This is a genomic window from Citrobacter youngae, from assembly GCF_003818115.1.
GTDB lineage: Bacteria > Pseudomonadota > Gammaproteobacteria > Enterobacterales > Enterobacteriaceae > Citrobacter > Citrobacter youngae.
Genome location: NZ_RPOI01000028.1, coordinates 45,152 through 61,956, shown reverse-complemented (window position 1 = coordinate 61,956; position 16,805 = coordinate 45,152). Strand labels below are relative to the sequence as shown.

The 16,805-nt window shown below is 52.9% G+C and carries 16 protein-coding genes and 1 pseudogene; 6 read left to right on the top strand and 11 right to left on the bottom strand.

Annotated features, from left to right (window positions below):
• Positions 1-8: 8 nt before the first annotated feature.
• Positions 9-1,260: pseudogene (codB, locus tag EHN13_RS21495) on the top strand (cytosine permease).
• Entirely contained in the window at positions 1,250-2,530 is a 1,281-nt protein-coding gene (locus EHN13_RS21490) for a cytosine deaminase (protein WP_048213436.1), read from the top strand. Before codB ends, EHN13_RS21490 begins: the two are co-directional and overlap by 11 nt.
• Before the next feature lie 52 nt (positions 2,531-2,582).
• Here EHN13_RS21490 and nanQ read toward each other — a convergent pair whose 3' ends face one another.
• The 6 genes from nanQ to nanR form a co-directional block, all read right to left on the bottom strand.
• Positions 2,583-3,050 carry an N-acetylneuraminate anomerase gene (gene nanQ, locus EHN13_RS21485; RefSeq protein WP_101741937.1) on the bottom strand — a complete coding sequence of 156 codons (468 nt, stop codon included), beginning with the start codon at positions 3,048-3,050 and terminating at the stop codon, positions 2,583-2,585.
• A 2-nt stretch (positions 3,051-3,052) separates the two neighbouring features.
• Entirely contained in the window at positions 3,053-3,922 is an 870-nt protein-coding gene (gene nanK, locus EHN13_RS21480; RefSeq protein ID WP_115601390.1) for an N-acetylmannosamine kinase, read from the bottom strand.
• The gene (locus EHN13_RS21475) at positions 3,919-4,608 is read right to left on the bottom strand and encodes an N-acetylmannosamine-6-phosphate 2-epimerase (protein ID WP_124022061.1); all 690 of its coding nucleotides are present in this window, start codon (positions 4,606-4,608) and stop codon (positions 3,919-3,921) included. Before EHN13_RS21475 ends, nanK begins: the two co-directional genes overlap by 4 nt.
• Positions 4,609-4,655: 47 nt before the next feature.
• Positions 4,656-6,146: a sialic acid transporter NanT gene (gene nanT / locus EHN13_RS21470; RefSeq protein ID WP_124022060.1), complete on the bottom strand. Its 1,491-nt coding sequence runs from the start codon at positions 6,144-6,146 to the stop codon at positions 4,656-4,658.
• A 110-nt stretch (positions 6,147-6,256) separates the two neighbouring features.
• On the bottom strand, positions 6,257-7,150 hold the full coding sequence (gene nanA, locus EHN13_RS21465; RefSeq protein WP_124022059.1) for an N-acetylneuraminate lyase: 894 nt from the start codon (positions 7,148-7,150) through the stop codon (positions 6,257-6,259).
• Positions 7,151-7,284: 134 nt separating this feature from the next.
• A complete protein-coding gene (gene nanR, locus EHN13_RS21460; RefSeq protein WP_048213441.1) occupies positions 7,285-8,076 on the bottom strand; it encodes a transcriptional regulator NanR in 792 nt (263 codons plus the stop codon).
• 360 nt (positions 8,077-8,436) lie between these two features.
• On the opposite strand from nanR, the gene dcuC reads away from it, so the two are divergent.
• Positions 8,437-9,804, top strand: coding sequence for an anaerobic C4-dicarboxylate transporter DcuC (gene dcuC / locus EHN13_RS21455; RefSeq protein WP_124022058.1), 1,368 nt, complete (start codon positions 8,437-8,439; stop codon positions 9,802-9,804).
• Positions 9,805-9,848: 44 nt separating this feature from the next.
• On the opposite strand, the gene sspB is transcribed toward dcuC, so the two are convergent.
• From sspB to zapE, 5 genes are all read right to left on the bottom strand, one after another.
• Positions 9,849-10,346: a ClpXP protease specificity-enhancing factor gene (sspB, locus tag EHN13_RS21450; RefSeq protein WP_124022057.1), complete on the bottom strand. Its 498-nt coding sequence runs from the start codon at positions 10,344-10,346 to the stop codon at positions 9,849-9,851.
• Between the two features lie 5 nt (positions 10,347-10,351).
• Positions 10,352-10,990, bottom strand: coding sequence for a stringent starvation protein SspA (sspA, locus tag EHN13_RS21445; protein ID WP_048213444.1), 639 nt, complete (start codon positions 10,988-10,990; stop codon positions 10,352-10,354).
• A gap of 316 nt (positions 10,991-11,306) precedes the next feature.
• Positions 11,307-11,699, bottom strand: coding sequence for a 30S ribosomal protein S9 (gene rpsI, locus EHN13_RS21435; protein ID WP_003025138.1), 393 nt, complete (start codon positions 11,697-11,699; stop codon positions 11,307-11,309).
• 15 nt (positions 11,700-11,714) lie between these two features.
• Positions 11,715-12,143 (bottom strand): 50S ribosomal protein L13, encoded by a 429-nt coding sequence (gene rplM / locus EHN13_RS21430; protein ID WP_003025141.1) that lies wholly within the window; start codon positions 12,141-12,143, stop codon positions 11,715-11,717.
• A gap of 218 nt (positions 12,144-12,361) precedes the next feature.
• On the bottom strand, positions 12,362-13,489 hold the full coding sequence (gene zapE, locus EHN13_RS21425; RefSeq protein WP_124022056.1) for a cell division protein ZapE: 1,128 nt from the start codon (positions 13,487-13,489) through the stop codon (positions 12,362-12,364).
• A 192-nt stretch (positions 13,490-13,681) separates the two neighbouring features.
• Between zapE and zapG the strand changes: the two genes are divergently transcribed.
• From zapG to degS, 3 genes are all read left to right on the top strand, one after another.
• Positions 13,682-14,080, top strand: coding sequence for a Z-ring associated protein ZapG (gene zapG, locus EHN13_RS21420; RefSeq protein WP_048213446.1), 399 nt, complete (start codon positions 13,682-13,684; stop codon positions 14,078-14,080).
• 168 nt (positions 14,081-14,248) lie between these two features.
• Complete coding sequence (gene degQ / locus EHN13_RS21415) at positions 14,249-15,616, top strand: serine endoprotease DegQ (RefSeq protein WP_124022055.1); 1,368 nt, start codon at positions 14,249-14,251, stop codon at positions 15,614-15,616.
• An 87-nt stretch (positions 15,617-15,703) separates the two neighbouring features.
• Positions 15,704-16,771 carry an outer membrane-stress sensor serine endopeptidase DegS gene (gene degS, locus EHN13_RS21410; RefSeq protein ID WP_005121354.1) on the top strand — a complete coding sequence of 356 codons (1,068 nt, stop codon included), beginning with the start codon at positions 15,704-15,706 and terminating at the stop codon, positions 16,769-16,771.
• Positions 16,772-16,805 lie beyond the last annotated feature (34 nt).

Here is a 16,805-nt window from a genome sequence, read left to right as displayed (position 1 = left end):
GAGGCGTTGTGTCGCAGGACAACAATTATAGCCAGGGCTCCGTCCCTCTGGCGGCGCGGAAAGGCGTGGTTCCACTAACATTTGTCATGTTGGGGCTTACATTTTTTTTCCGCCAGTATGTGGACCGGTGGCACACTCGGTACCGGTCTTTCCTATAATGATTTCTTCCTGGCAGTTCTCTTCGGTAATCTTCTCCTCGGTATTTACACTGCATTTCTCGGCTTTATCGGCGCAAAAACAGGGCTCTCAACCCACCTTCTGGCGCGTTACTCATTTGGTTTGAAAGGTTCATGGCTTCCCTCACTGTTGTTAGGCGGTACGCAGGTAGGCTGGTTTGGCGTGGGTGTGGCTATGTTTGCTATCCCGGTGGGCAAAGCGACGGGAATTGACGTCAATATCCTGATTGCGGTTTCCGGTCTGTTGATGACCTTGACCATCTTTTTTGGCATCTCAGCGCTGACCATTTTATCTATTATCGCCGTCCCCGCCATCGTCGTTCTTGGCAGCTACTCCGTCTGGCTGGCGGTGAGTGATGTCGGCGGTTTAGACCATTTAAAAGCGATAGTGCCGCAGACGCCGCTGAATTTCTCCACCGCCCTGGCGCTGGTGGTCGGTTCGTTTGTCAGCGCAGGAACATTAACCGCCGACTTCGTGCGCTTTGGTCGCAACGCCAAAGGCGCGGTGCTGATTGCCATGGTGGCGTTTTTCCTTGGCAACTCCTTGATGTTCATCTTCGGCGCTGCGGGCGCGGCTGCGGTTGGACAGGCGGATATCTCCGACGTGATGATTGCCCAGGGACTGCTGCTGCCCGCGATTGTAGTGCTCGGTCTGAACATCTGGACGACTAACGACAACGCGCTGTACGCCTCCGGTCTGGGATTTGCCAATATTACCGGCCTTTCCAGCCGCACATTGTCCGTGGCCAACGGTATTATCGGCACACTGTGCGCATTATGGCTTTACAATAACTTTGTCGGCTGGCTGACATTCCTGTCGGCGGCCATCCCTCCTATTGGCGGAGTGATTATTGCCGATTATCTGTTAAACCACCGCCGGTACACCAACTTCAACACAGCACAGTTTATTCCCGTCAACTGGATAGCTATCTTGTCCGTTGCATTAGGCATTGCCGCAGGTCACTATATTCCCGGTATTGTGCCGGTCAACGCCGTACTTGGCGGCGTATTCAGCTATATCCTGCTGAACCCACTTTTCAATCGCAGCCTTGCTAAATCCCCGGAGGTCAGCCATGCAGAATAACACCATCACTCTAACTCAAACCCGTCTGCAGGGGCGTGAAGGATTGTGGCAAATCACGATTGAAAACGGGCGTTTTAGCCGTATTGATCCCCAGGAAACAGCATCTGCGCCACAGGGCAAGGTGCTTGATGCTGAAGGCGGGCTGGCCATTCCACCGTTCGTTGAGCCACATATCCATCTGGACACCACGCAAACTGCAGGGGAGCCCAGTTGGAACCAATCGGGTACGTTGTTTGAAGGTATTGAGCGCTGGGCCGAACGCAAGGCGATGCTCACCCACGAAGACGTGAAGACCCGCGCCATGCAGACTCTCAAGTGGCAGATGGCCAACGGCATCCAGTATGTCCGAACTCACGTAGACGTTTCCGATCCTACGCTGACGGCGCTGAAAGCCATGCTGGAAGTGAAGCAAGAAGTGGCACCGTGGGTGGAGCTGCAGATTGTGGCGTTCCCACAGGAAGGTATTCTTTCTTATCCCAACGGCGAAGCGCTGCTAGAAGAAGCTGTGCGTTTGGGTGCCGACGTCATTGGCGCAATTCCTCACTTTGAATTCACGCGTGAATATGGCGTAGAGTCGCTGCACAAAACTTTCGCCCTGGCACAGAAGTATGACCGACTTATCGATGTGCACTGTGACGAGATTGATGATGAGCAATCGCGCTTTGTTGAAACCGTCGCGGCGCTGGCACATCGCGATGGCATGGGATCGCGCGTGACAGCCAGCCACACCACAGCGATGCATTCCTACAACGGCGCATATGCTTCCCGCCTTTTCCGTCTGTTAAAAATGTCAGGTATTAACTTCGTCGCGAATCCGCTAGTGAATATTCACCTGCAAGGACGTTTTGACACCTATCCTAAGCGCCGTGGCATCACCCGCGTCAAGGAGATGCTGGAAGCGGACATCAACGTCTGCTTCGGCCATGATGACGTCTTCGACCCGTGGTATCCGCTGGGCACCGCCAATATGCTGCAGGTACTGCATATGGGATTACATGTGTGTCAGCTGATGGGATACGGACAGATTAACGATGGGCTGAACCTGATCACTACCCACAGTGCGAAAACCCTGCACCTGCAGGATTATGGTCTGAACGTGGGGAACGCCGGAAATCTGGTAATTTTAGCGGCAGAAAATGGGTTTGATGCGGTTCGTCGCCAGACGCCTGCACGTTATTCCATTCGTCACGGACGAGTCATTGCTGAAACGGTGCCAAGCCAGACCACGCTGCATCTGGCACAACCGGAAGCGGTGACGTTTAAGCGCTAGGTTGTTCTATCCAGTGTCGGATGGCACAAGCCTTGCCATCCGACACGGTCTGTCAGACGTGTAATAAGCTGGCGCGCACCTTAATCACCACCTTTTTAATGTCCATCGGGGCTTGCACCACACAGCCCGGTTTATGCGGCTCGCCCGGCATAAAAATCGCAAATCTTCCCGGCTTCAGTACGATCGCCTGCTCATCGGCAATCTCGCTGCACAGCTGATAGTCATCCTCAACATGCATCTCATCGCACTGGCGAGCAGAATCGGTCATCCCGAACAGAATACGTTCTTCACCCGCCAGCAGTACCTGAATATCAATATATTGCTCGTGCAACTCCGCTTTCTTTTGCTCCGGTTGTTGCGTAACAAACTGCATGACGTTCATAAAGACATTCTCACCTTGCAGCTCATAGCGCCCCGGTGCTTTATCCTGCGGTTTTGCCGCAACAGCCTGCGTTAATGCCTGCTGCAATACTGGATGCAATCCAGCAGAAAGCTGAGACTGTAAATCCCCTGACATCATCATCATTCTCCCTGGGCCAACAGCGCGGCCCCCAGTAGTCCAGCGTCATGACGGTAATGTGCCGCCAGTAATTTCACGTGATAAGTCGCGGGTTCCTGTGCCAGCCAGGCTTTCACCTGCGCCAGATAACCTTCAGCCAACCCGACGCTTCCGCCAATAACAACGCACTGGCAGTCGGTTGTCGCCTTCACATCGGCAATCAGACGTGCCAACGTGCATGCCGATCGCTGGATCAATTGACACGCCTGTTCATCCCCTTGTCTGGCCCGGCTAAAAATAGTTTTTGCATCACATCCAGCAAGTGAGCCTTCGGCTGCCGCTGCAATCCCACGGCCAGAAGCGATAGCCTCCACGCACCCCACTCGTCCACAACCACATTGCGGACCATACGGGTCCGCCAGTGTATGACCTACATGCCCCGCCAGCCCCCCGGCTCCGGTTAACAACTTTCCGTTGCTAACCACGCCGCCACCAACACCGGTCGATACAGTAATAAACGCCATATCGTGGTATTTCCCGCCAAGTGCATGATATTCAGCCCACGCAGCGGCCTGTGCGTCATTCACCGCCAACGTCGGTAGACCGGTGAATGACTCCAGCGTTTGCACCAGCGGGAAATGCATCAATCCCCCCAGATTTAATGGATTCAGTGCCAGGAGCGCGCCCTCACGGATGATGCCGGTTGAGGCAATCGCCACGCGCTGAGCCTGTGCCAGCAACGGCTCAATCAGCGCTTCCAGTGCAGCTCGCAGCGCTTGTGGTGTTTTGCTGGCGGGTGTCGGAAGTTCGTGACGGTCACGCATTTGCAGGCGACCATCAACCAGTGCAGCGGCCAGTTTAGTACCGCCGATATCAATCGCCAGGGTGGTCATAGCGCGGCCTTTTTCATCGCCGTGGTGTACCACTGGCAAATGTGTTCCAGTCGGGTAATAGCAGAACCCACTGTCACCGCCCAGGCCCCGTGGCGCATGGCTTCAGCTGCTTGTGCTGGCGTGTTATAACGTCCTTCGGCAATCACCCGACACCCGGCATCACGTAACGCTTTCACCAGCGCCAGATCAGGCTCATCTGGTGTTTCTGGTGTCGTATAACCCGACAGCGTCGTACCAATAATTTCCGCGCCGAGTTGCTGGCAGGCCAGGCCGTCTTCCAGCGACGAACAGTCGGCCATGGCCAGACAGTGATGTTGATGAATTCGTGCCAACAGTGCGGCGACGGGAACAGGACGCATGCGGTCTGTACCATCAATCGCTATAATGTCAGCTCCCGCCTGCGCCAACGCATCGACATCACCTAAAAATGCAGTGATGCGTACAGGGGAGTCAGCAAGATCGCGTTTCAGAATACCTATAATTGGCAGCGAAACGACCGCCCGGGTCGCCTGCAGGTTTTCCACGCCTTCAATACGCAGCGCCACCGCACCAGCCTGCTCGGCTGCCAGCGCCATGGCGGCGACAATTTCAGGTTTATCCAGCGGGCTGTCAGGAACGGGCTGGCAGGAGACAATCAGTCCGCCATCAGCGGCAATCTTTTTATCCAGTAGCTCAAGTAACGACATACATCTTCCCTTTCGAATCTTGCCCGGCTCAACGCCGGGCAAGCGGATTAACTTTTTGATTTCACCATGGTGCTTTTATCGCCGCCAAACGGCACGGCTCCACTAAACGGTTTACCATCAATGGCATCATGTGTACGTAGTGCTTCAGGCCGCAGCCAACGCTGTACACGAGACGGCATATCAAGGCCAATCAACAGGATCACCACAAATGTCAGGCCGAAAGAGAGCGATCCCAGCGCTGTGCCCAGATCCAGACGTTGTGCAATCAGCGCCCCGATGATCGGTGCCAGTGCCCCACCAAGTGCCCCTACGTTGTAGGTGAACCCCAGGCCCGCGGCACGTTGGTCGGTATCGAAATAACCACCAATAAGTTTTGGTAAGATCCCGGAGATCCCCTGCCCAAGCATTTGCTGGAAAAACAGTAGCAAACCCAGAACCCAGACGTTGGCCCCGCCAATCGCAAACACAGGGATAATCAGCAACTGCGAGGCCAGCAGACTGCACACATAAGCCTTGCGGGTACCCAGCCAGTCGCCAAGGAAACCACCGACGCAGCAGCCAACCGCCGCACCAAAGCCACTAAAGAACAGGACCCTGGCAACCGTTGAAGGGTCATACATCAGTTCAGTTTTCAAATACGTTGGCAGCAGCGCCTGAATCGGCCACGAGTAGAGAAATGCGAACAGCACGACAACCATCAGCATCACACCCGTCGGCCAACGTTTACCGCTGCTTTGCACCATAAAGCTAATGAAAATAAACGCACATATCAGGCCGAGGACCGCCACGATAGTCGCATTTTGCAGGTCGCCAGCAAAGCAGAACCACAGCGCGGTTGCAGCGGCGATCGTCATCAGAATATTAATTACCCGATGCTCGCCCCGGTAGAGAATATCCACCATAGTGCGCACTGGCGCTTTACCTGCGTGTTTTTCTTTCCAGTCCTCTGCCTCCGGAATATTTTTACGCAGCCAGAGGGCAAAGATAATCGGCAGAATGCCGATGAAGAACAGCGCACGCCATCCCCAGACCGGAACCACCAGGCTGTAGACCTGCGCAGCGATCACCGCGCCAACGGAGAAACCAGAAATCAGGAAGCCGCTGGCTTTATTTCGCAGGTGTTTAGGCCAGCTTTCAATAACATAAGTCGCGCTGGAACCGTACTCACCTGCCATTCCCATACCGATTACCAGGCGGGCGATAAACATGGTGGTGTAGCCTGGCGCGAAGCCACAGGCCAGCGTCCCCACAGAGAACAGAATGATACTGGTGACCATTGCCAGGCGACGTCCATAACGGTCACCCATCGCACCCAGCATTAACCCGCCAAACCAGCGAGAGATGAAGGCGGCTGAAATCAGGCTCGCCGCCTGCACCGTCGTCAAACCAAATTCACCTTGAACTTCGGTCAGCACAAGGGCGATTAACACAAAATCAAAACCATCAAGCAGATACCCCAACCAGGCGGCAGAAAATGCCCGCCATTGTGCCCGGTTGAGATGGCGATACCACGGGATGCTCTGGGTAGAAGTACTCATTTTACTCTCCCGACGATCTTTGTTGTTGTGCCGGATGGCGGCTTTGCCCGATCCGGCCTACGGTCGAAAAATCCAGGCCGGGCAAGCAAAGCGTCCCCGGCTACCCGCGGTTACGCTTTTTCCGCCAGCAGTTGGTTCGCCAGGGCTTTCAGTTCTGGCAAATATTGTTCATCTACGGGAGCGAACGGTTTACGGCACAACGGTACAGAAACCACATCCATATAGTGCAGTACCGTTTTCAGACCGCGGAATACGCCAACCTTGATGAGCAGATCGATAACCTCATTGCACTCGGTTTGCAGCTTTTGTGCAGCCCGGATATCGCCTTCTTTGAGCGCTTTCACAATTCCCTGATAACGCCATCCCATGATGTTGTAAGTACTGCCAATCCCACCATCCGCACCGGCCAGCAACCCAGAAGCGAAGATCTCGTCATAGCCGTTGTAAAGCACCAGATCGGGGTGAGCGCGGCGGACCTGTTCCATTTGATAGAGATCGCCTGAGGTTTGCTTCAGCGCGCCAACGCCCGGCAACGTCACCAACGTGTTGATCTGATCCAGCGTCAGTTTTACGCCGCTCAGTGCCGGGATGTTATAGACCACCATCGGTAAGCCATCGGCGGAATCAATAATTGCGCGGTAGTGATCGCAGTGCTCTTCAAAGCTGAACGGATAGTAAAACGGCGTAACGGCCGAAACCGCATCAAATCCGTAGCGATGCGCAGCGCTCGCCAGCTGCTGGCTCTCTTCAGTGCTCACCGTGCCGACGTGGGCGATCAGGGTCACTTTGCCTTTTGCTTCTTCAGCAACAATTTCCAGCACCTGCTCTCTTTCAGCTCGGTTCTGGACAAAGGCCTCACCCGTTGAGCCACCGACATAGAGCCCATTAACGCCCTGCCCAATGTTGAAACGCACCAGACGGCGCAAGCTCTCGGTGTCCAGTTTCTGCTGGTTATCGAATGGAGTTAATAACGCTGGCATTACGCCTTTTAAATTTCTTGCCATAACGACCTCTGAAGATGATTAGTTTTGTCTGACTACATACCTTTATACCTGTTATACCAGATCAAATAAGCAGCAATACAATACAGAACGCTTATAGTGCGATCTGCTTCACTAAAAGATCGTCAGGATCGCGATTACTTACGCAATTTTTTACTTTTGCTGAAGGCGTGCCAGGTTGCGGAAACGCTATTGAGATGTTCTTGCAGCGCGCGGTCTGCTTCTTCAGGATCGCGCTGGCGAATCGCGTCGACAATAGCGATATGCTGCTGATAACTCACGTTATTGTGCTCATACAATTCTTGATCGGCGACGGCCGGACGGGCAGCTATTAACCAGTCTAACAGCGCAACATGGATCGCCATAAAGATGGGGTTGCCCGGGATCTCTGCCAGCACACGGTGGAAGTCAACATCTGAACGGATGAAGAGCGCATTGTCTTCCAGCGACTGACTGTTGATCTCCAGCGCTTTCGCCAACCTGTCGATTTGCTCGTCAGTGGCATGCTCTGCGGCATAACGCACCAGGCTGGACTCAAAGAACAATCGCAGCTGCTCAAAATGGGAAATGCCACCAGGATGTGAGAGGAAATCTTTCGCCATGCCGGACAGTTCGCTGATAATCGTATCGGCCGAAGGACGTGAAACGCGGGCGCGTTCACCGTTGTTAATTTGCACCAGACCTTTACGCTTTAACGCCGCCAGCGCTTCTCGTACAGAAGGACGGCCAACATTGAAAAAAGCCATCAGTTCTCGCTCTGACGGCAACTGTTCCCCTTCGCCAAATTCCCGACGGCGAATCATCTGTTCAAGTTCTTCCTCAACCATTTCAGACAGTTTTTTACGCGCCAGCGGGCGGCTGCGTAAGCTACGGCCAATGGTGGATGGAGAGTCTTCAGCTTGCGAATCAAATGCGTTCATAGGGTCCATTCAGCTAAGTCGTGGTGACAAATAACAGCGAGTTCATCGTAACACAGGATCGAAAGCAGGGTGAAATGGTGGTCTGTGGGAGATATGCTCATACCGATGATATATAAAATTCATATATTTAAATATGAATGATTGAGCGGACAGTTTTTTATTATCATGGGATAAAACCAACTTTATGAAATCTGCGAATATCATCTTTAAAATAAATCATAAGCCACTATTTTAAAACGAAAAATAACCAAATCTCGATTATAAAAACACGATGTCCACTCCAAAACACATGCCAGAAAAAATATAACATCCGCATTTAAAACAGCGTTATTACCGGATTTATCTTCTTCTCTGGCATGGAGTGAAAAAATGTTCGGCATTATTATCTCTGTCATCGTTTTATTAACGATGGGTTACCTGATCCTCAAAAACTACAAACCACAGGTAGTACTGGCAGCAGCCGGGATCTTCCTGATGATCTGCGGCGTCTGGTTGGGGTACGGCGCACTGGTCGCCAGCGACAAAAGCAGCGGTTATCTGCTGGTCGATATTTATAATGAAATTCTTCGTATGCTTTCAAACCGGGCGGCCGGACTGGGGTTATCCATCATGGCGGTGGGCGGTTATGCCCGCTATATGGACAGAATGGGAGCCAGCCGGGCAATGGTCAGCCTGTTGAGCCGCCCACTTAAGCACATCCACTCACCCTATATTGTGCTTGCCGCGACGTATGTAATTGGTCAAATCATGGCACAGTTCATCACCAGTGCTTCCGGATTGGGCATGCTGCTGATGGTTACGCTCTTCCCAACGCTGGTCAGCCTGGGCGTGAGCCGTTTATCCGCGGTAGCGGTCATTGCCACTTCGATGTCGATTGAATGGGGCATTCTGGAAACTAACTCAATTTTCGCCGCACAGGTTGCGGGGATGAAAATAGCCACTTATTTCTTCCACTACCAACTTCCTGTCGCATCCTGCGTCATCATCGCCGTCGCCATCGCACACTTTTTCGTTCAACGCCGGTTTGATCAAAAAACACAACCAGACAGCACAGGCTTCAGTGAACAAAAGACGCTGGAAGATGTGCCGCCACTCTATTACGCCATTTTACCGGTGATGCCGCTGCTCCTGATGTTGGGCTCGCTGTTGCTGGCGCATATGGGATTAATGCAGGCAGAGTTGAATCTGGTGGTGGTGATGCTAATGAGTTTGTCGCTGACCATGTTTGTGGAGTTTCTTCATAAACATAATCTGCGTGAGACTATGGATGATGTGCAGGCGTTTTTTGACGGCATGGGAACACAGTTTGCCAACGTCGTCACACTGGTGGTGGCCGGTGAGATCTTTGCCAAGGGTTTAACCACTATCGGCACCGTCGATGCGGTGATTAAAGGTGCGGAACACTCCGGGCTTGGCGGTATCGGTGTAATGATCATTATGGCCGTGGTTATCGCCGCCTGCGCAATTGTGATGGGATCCGGGAATGCACCGTTTATGTCATTCGCCAGTCTGATCCCGGATATTGCTGCGGGGCTGCATATTCCTGCGGTTGTGATGATTATGCCGATGCACTTCGCCACCACGCTGGCACGTGCGGTTTCACCGATTACCGCTGTGATTGTCGTGACATCCGGTATTGCTGGCGTGTCGCCTTTTGAGGTAGTAAAACGGACAGCCATCCCAATGGCGATAGGATTTGTGGTCAATATGATTGCCACTATCGCGCTGTTTTATTGATATCTGACGCAGAATGCAAAACAGGCCCGCAAGGGCCTGTTTGATTATTTCACTACGCGTAGCGCCGGACGCCCACCGCGCGGAGGCGGCGGTGTGTCGTCAGGATCGTCATCGTGATTATCCGGTTTATCGCCATCAATCACCGACATCACCGTTTCGTTTTCGCTCTCAGGCGCGACATTGTCATCATTGAGGCTGTCGACATCTTCGTCATAGGCCGCTTCAGGTTCAAACATCGTTCCTGCTCCGTTTTCACGGGCATAGATCGCGAGTACCGCCGCCAGTGGTACGGAAACGTTGCGCGGCACGCCGCCAAAGCGCGCGTTAAAGCGCACTTCGTCGTTTGCCAGTTCCAGATTGCCCACGGCACGCGGCGCAATATTCAAAACAATTTGCCCGTCACGTGCATATTCCATCGGAACCTGCACGTCCTGGAGCGTCACATCCACCACCAGGTGCGGCGTGAGCTGGTTGTCTAGCAACCACTCATAGAATGCGCGCAGCAGATACGGACGGCGTGGCGTTAACTGTGGCAAATCCATACAGGTTAACCCCGGCCCAGACGCATTTCACGTTCAGGCTCAGTCAGAGAAGCCAGGAAAGAGTCACGTTCAAAGACGCGGGTCATATACCCTTTCAGTTCTTTCGAACCTGCACCGTTGAATTCAATACCCAGCTGCGGTAAACGCCACAGCAGCGGCGCCAGATAGCAATCGACCAGGCTGAACTCATCGCTCAGGAAATACGGTTTTTGACCAAAGACTGGGGCAATTGCCAGCAGCTCTTCACGCAGACGTTTACGTGCAACATCGGCTTCAGATGCGGAACCGTTCACGATGACGTTCATCAGCGTGTACCAGTCTTTTTCAATACGCTGCATGTACAGGCGGCTCTCACCACGCGCAACCGGGTAAACCGGCATCAGCGGCGGATGCGGGAAGCGCTCATCCAGGTATTCCATAATGATGCGAGATTCCCACAGGGTCAGCTCACGATCCACCAGTGTCGGGACGCTCTGATTCGGGTTGAGGTCGATCAGATCCTGCGGTGGATTGTCCTTTTCCACGTGCTCAATCTCGAAACTAACACCTTTTTCAGCCAGCACGATGCGGACCTGATGGCTATAGATGTCAGTAGGACCAGAAAACAGCGTCATTACCGAACGTTTGTTGGCAGCGACAGCCATGAAAACCTCCAGGTATATTCAGAATTTTTACTGCTACCAGCCACTATGTGACCAGCCAGAAGTGATGTCACCCAGATTCGGGAAAGCCATTACTGTTCAAAATACAAACAAAAAATGAGCGATACCGGACATTTGGGCAGAAAATTGGATGATAGTTTACCAGATTTTGTGACCTTTGTGGTGAGTCGATTCTGGAAATGGGGAAAAAGAGGTGGCAATCAGCGGATTACCGTGGTTCTACACGGAGAAATAACCATAAAAAAACCCGCCGAAGCGGGTTTTTTCGCAAATTGTCGTCTGCCGGAGCAGAGTACAATTAACGTTTGGAGAACTGAGGACGACGACGTGCTTTACGCAGACCGACTTTCTTACGTTCAACCTGACGAGCATCACGAGTAACGAAGCCTGCTTTACGCAGTTCGCCACGCAGGGATTCGTCGTACTCCATCAGAGCGCGGGTGATACCGTGACGGATCGCACCAGCCTGACCAGAGATACCACCACCTTTAACAGTGATGTACAGATCCAGTTTCTCAACCATGTCGACCAGTTCCAGCGGCTGACGAACTACCATGCGGGCAGTTTCACGACCGAAGTACTGTTCCAGAGAACGTTGGTTGATTACGATTTTACCGCTACCCGGTTTGATGAAAACGCGAGCTGCGGAACTTTTGCGGCGACCAGTGCCGTAGTATTGATTTTCAGCCATTGCCTATAATCCCGATTAGATGTCAAGAACTTGCGGTTGCTGTGCCGCGTGGTTGTGCTCGTTGCCAGCGTAAACTTTCAGTTTACGGAACATAGCACGACCCAGCGGGCCTTTTGGCAGCATGCCTTTAACCGCGATTTCAAGCACACGCTCAGGACGGCGAGCAATCATCTCTTCAAAGGTCGCTTGTTTGATACCACCGATGTGGCCGGTGTGGTGATAGTACACTTTGTCAGTACGCTTGTTGCCGGTTACAGCAACTTTGTCAGCGTTCAGAACGATGATGTAATCACCGGTATCTACGTGCGGAGTGTATTCCGCTTTGTGCTTACCGCGCAGGCGCAGAGCCAGTTCGGAAGCCAGACGGCCCAGAGTTTTACCGGTCGCGTCAACAACATACCAGTCGCGTTTTACGGTTTCTGGTTTAGCTGTAAAAGTTTTCATTAAAAGCTTACCCAAATAAATAAGTTACACGTTGGTGAACACCCAAACGTTTTGTCAGTTGAGGTTCACACGACATTGTCCAGCAAACCTACCCCTTCGAATAGCCTATGCCGGCGCATAGAAAGTTTTGGGAAAAAAACTCTCTCGTAACGTGGGGTCGCAAGATTATAGAGAAGTCAGGGTCAAAGATCGACCCCTTTATGTGATTTGCGGCAGGTTTAACCAGCTAAATGTTCCCGCTTCAGATACTCCTCGCTTTGCATCTCCTGCAAACGCGACAAACAACGCTGGAATTCAAACTTCAGGCGCTCGCCCTGGTAGATTTCATATAAAGGCGCTGCGGCGCTGACCACCAGCTTAACGTGGCGTTCGTAGAACTCATCCACCAGCGCGATAAAGCGTCGTGCCTCACTCTCCATCAGCGTCGTCATGACCGGTACATCAGACAGCAGCACCGTGTGGAACAGGCGCGACAAGGCGATGTAATCGTGCTGACTGCGAGCATCGACGCACAACGTAGTGAACGATACCGCCAGCGTCTGGTTCTCAACGGCCAGCGTCTGCATCGGGCGGTGGTTAATCTCCAGCGTCGGCGCGTGATCACCTTTCGCGCCCGCCAAGGCCAGCCAGAGCTTATCCATCTGCCGCCGCGTTTCATCATTAAGCGGGGCCAGCCATAAGTGTGCCTGAGTTAACGTACGTAACCGGTAGTCAACGCCGGCGTCCACGTTCATGATGTCGCAATACTGTTTAATGGCTTCGATAGCGGGAAGGAAGCGCGTACGTTGCAAACCGTTACGATACAGTTCATCTGGCGGAATATTGGAGGTCGCGACCAGCGTAATGCCACGGGCAAACAGCGCCTTCATCAGACCGCCGAGCAGCATGGCATCGGTGATGTCAGAAACAAAAAACTCGTCAAAGCACAGCACGTCCGTTTCGGCCTTAAAACGGTCGGCAATGATTTCCAGCGGATCGCTCTGCCCCTGCAGGGCGGTAAGCTCTTCATGGACGCGCAGCATAAAACGGTGAAAGTGCAAACGCTGTTTACGTCCGCCCGGCAGGCTATGGTAGAACAGATCCATCAGCCAGGTTTTTCCACGCCCTACGCCCCCCCACATATACAGACCACGCACCGGCGTGTTTTCCTTCGGCTCACGCTTACCCAGCAATTTACCAAAGCGGGCCATCAGTCCACTCTCCTGCGCCGCTGGAGGTGTAATCGTCGTGAGCTCCTGGTAAATCGTTTCCAGTCGATTCACCGCTTCTTGTTGTACGTTGTCGGGTTGATGGCTACCGTCGTTAAGGGCCTGCAGGTATCGCGATGTCGGGGAAAAGCTTTGCATGATGTTATTGTTATTCCTTGAGAATCGATGTGCCGTCGCTCACGGTTGACGAAAAAAAGGCCGTTCTACATTACGTGATATAAACACGGGATTCCACTTCTACGGGATTAGCGGTTATAGTGGCATAATCAGGCGCAGGCATGGAGCCTAAAGCCAACACCCTACGGAAACAAAAGACAACGGGAGATGTTCATGACCTGGGAATATGCGCTAATTGGGTTAGTCGTCGGTATCATTATTGGTGCTGTAGCCATGCGTTTTGGTAATCGTAAATTACGCCAACAGCAGGCATTACAGTACGAACTGGAAAAGAACAAAGCTGAACTGGAAGAGTACCGCGAAGAGCTGGTGAGCCACTTTGCCCGCAGCGCTGAATTGCTGGATAACATGGCGGACGATTATCGTCAGATCTACCAGCATATGGCGAAAAGTTCCAGCAACCTGCTGCCGGGCATGTCAGCGGAAAATAACCCATTCCGCAATCGTCTGGCTGAGTCTGAAGCGGGTAACGATCAGGCGCCGGTTCAGATGCCGCGTGACTATTCCGAAGGGGCTTCCGGCCTGCTGCGTAGTGGCGCAAAGCGCGACTAACTGCACATCGTTAAGAAATTTATGGGGCGCAGCAATTGCGCCCTCCGCTTCTCTTCCCGTCCCAGCTATTATTTAGTCGTTAGCCTCATTGTGACCAAACCGAAAATTCAATAACATCAAACTGTTTTGAATCATCTTCCGTTTACTCAAGGTACGAGAGCAGGATCCATGAAAAAACAAACCCAGCTGTTGAGTGCATTAGCGTTAAGTGTCGGGTTAACTCTCTCGGCGCCATTCCAGGCCGTTGCGTCGATTCCCGGCCAGGTCCCCGGACAGGCAGCGCTTCCCAGCCTCGCCCCGATGCTGGAAAAAGTGTTACCAGCCGTGGTTAGCGTGAGAGTCGAAGGTACCGCCACTCAGGGGCAGAAAGTCCCGGAAGAGTTCAAAAAGTTTTTTGGTGATGAACTGCCCGATCAACCTTCCCAACCTTTTGAAGGGTTAGGTTCCGGGGTCATTATTGACGCTGCCAAAGGCTATGTTCTGACCAACAACCACGTTATTAATCAGGCACAGAAAATTAGCGTTCAGCTGAACGATGGCCGCGAGTTCGACGCTAAGCTTATCGGCAGCGACGATCAGAGCGACATCGCTCTGCTGCAAATTCAACATCCCAGCAACCTGACGCAAATTGCCATTGCCGACTCCGACAAACTCCGCGTGGGTGATTTCGCGGTAGCCGTGGGTAACCCGTTTGGTTTGGGGCAAACTGCCACCTCCGGCATCGTATCGGCTTTGGGTCGTAGCGGGTTGAACCTGGAAGGTCTGGAAAACTTTATTCAGACCGATGCGTCTATTAACCGCGGTAACTCCGGCGGTGCATTACTTAACCTCAACGGTGAGCTGATTGGTATCAATACCGCCATTCTGGCGCCTGGCGGCGGCAGCATTGGGATCGGCTTTGCTATCCCCAGTAACATGGCGCGTACGCTGGCGCAGCAGTTAATGCAGTTTGGCGAAATCAAACGCGGTCTGCTGGGTATTAAAGGTACTGAAATGACCGCTGACATCGCTAAAGCATTCAAACTGGATGTACAACGTGGCGCGTTTGTCAGCGAGGTTCTGCCCAACTCCGGTTCCGCAAAAGCGGGCGTGAAATCCGGTGATGTTATTACCAGCCTCAATGGCAAACCGCTTAACAGCTTCGCCGAACTGCGTTCACGCATTGCGACAACCGAACCAGGGACCAAGGTCAAACTGGGTCTGCTGCGTAACGGTAAACCGCTGGAGGTTGAAGTCACTCTGGATACCAGTACATCATCTTCCGCCAGTGCGGAAATGATTGCCCCTGCGTTGCAAGGCGCCACGCTCAGCGACGGGCAGTTAAAAGACGGTGCCAAAGGTATTCGAATTGATAACGTCGAAAAAAGCAGCCCAGCCGCGCAGGCCGGCCTGCATAAAGATGACGTTATCATTGGCGTTAACCGCGATCGGGTGAACTCGATTGCCGAAATGCGTAAAGTGCTGGAAACGAAACCGTCAATCATTGCTCTGCAGGTCGTTCGTGGAAACGAGAGTATTTACCTGCTTTTGCGTTAACCAGGACAACCGGACATCAGCCCCCGTGTGATGTCCGGTAAACTCGTGATATGCTGCTGCCGTTCCCTTTTTAATGACGCCGCCATCATGTTTGTGAAGCTTTTACGTTCGGTCGCGATTGGTTTAATCGTCGGCGCCATTCTGCTGGCCGCGATGCCCTCTCTGCGCAAAATTAATACGCTTACCGCACCACAGTTCGACAGCACAGATGAAACACCTGCCAGCTATAACCCGGCAGTTCGCCGTGCTGCGCCTGCCGTGGTCAACGTGTACAACCGCAGTATGAACAGCACGACGCATAACCAGCTTGAGATCCGCACGCTCGGTTCAGGCGTAATCATGGATCAGCGCGGCTATATCATTACCAACAAGCACGTCATTAATGATGCCGACCAAATCATCGTCGCATTGCAGGATGGGCGTGTCTTTGAAGCGCTGCTTGTTGGCTCCGATACCTTAACCGACCTTGCGGTGCTGAAAATCAACGCAGCAGGCGGGCTGCCGACGATCCCGATTAATAACAAACGTGTACCGCATATTGGTGATGTCGTGCTTGCCATTGGTAACCCGTACAACCTTGGGCAAACCATCACTCAGGGGATCATCAGCGCCACGGGGCGTATTGGCCTGAACCCAACGGGCCGGCAAAACTTCCTGCAAACGGATGCCTCCATTAACCATGGTAACTCTGGCGGTGCGCTGGTTAACTCTCTGGGTGAGTTGATGGGGATTAACACACTGTCGTTTGATAAAAGCAATGATGGTGAAACGCCGGAAGGGATTGGCTTTGCCATTCCGTTTCAGTTGGCAACGAAAATCATGGATAAGCTGATCCGCGACGGGCGCGTTATTCGTGGCTACATCGGCATCAGCGGGCGTGAAATTGCACCGCTGCATGCACAAGGTAGCGGCATGGATCAAATTCAGGGGATTGTCGTGAATGAAGTGGCACCGGATGGCCCGGCGGCCCAGGCCGGAATTCAGGTCAACGACCTCATCATTTCGGTAAATAATAAACCGGCAGTATCAGCGCTGGAGACCATGGATCAGGTCGCTGAGATTCGCCCCGGTTCGGTTATCTCCGTGGTCGTGATGCGCGATGACAAGCAGTTGACGCTGCAGGTCACGATTCAGGAATATCCGGCGACGAACTAACGCGGATATAAAAAAACCGGAAATCATCCGGTTT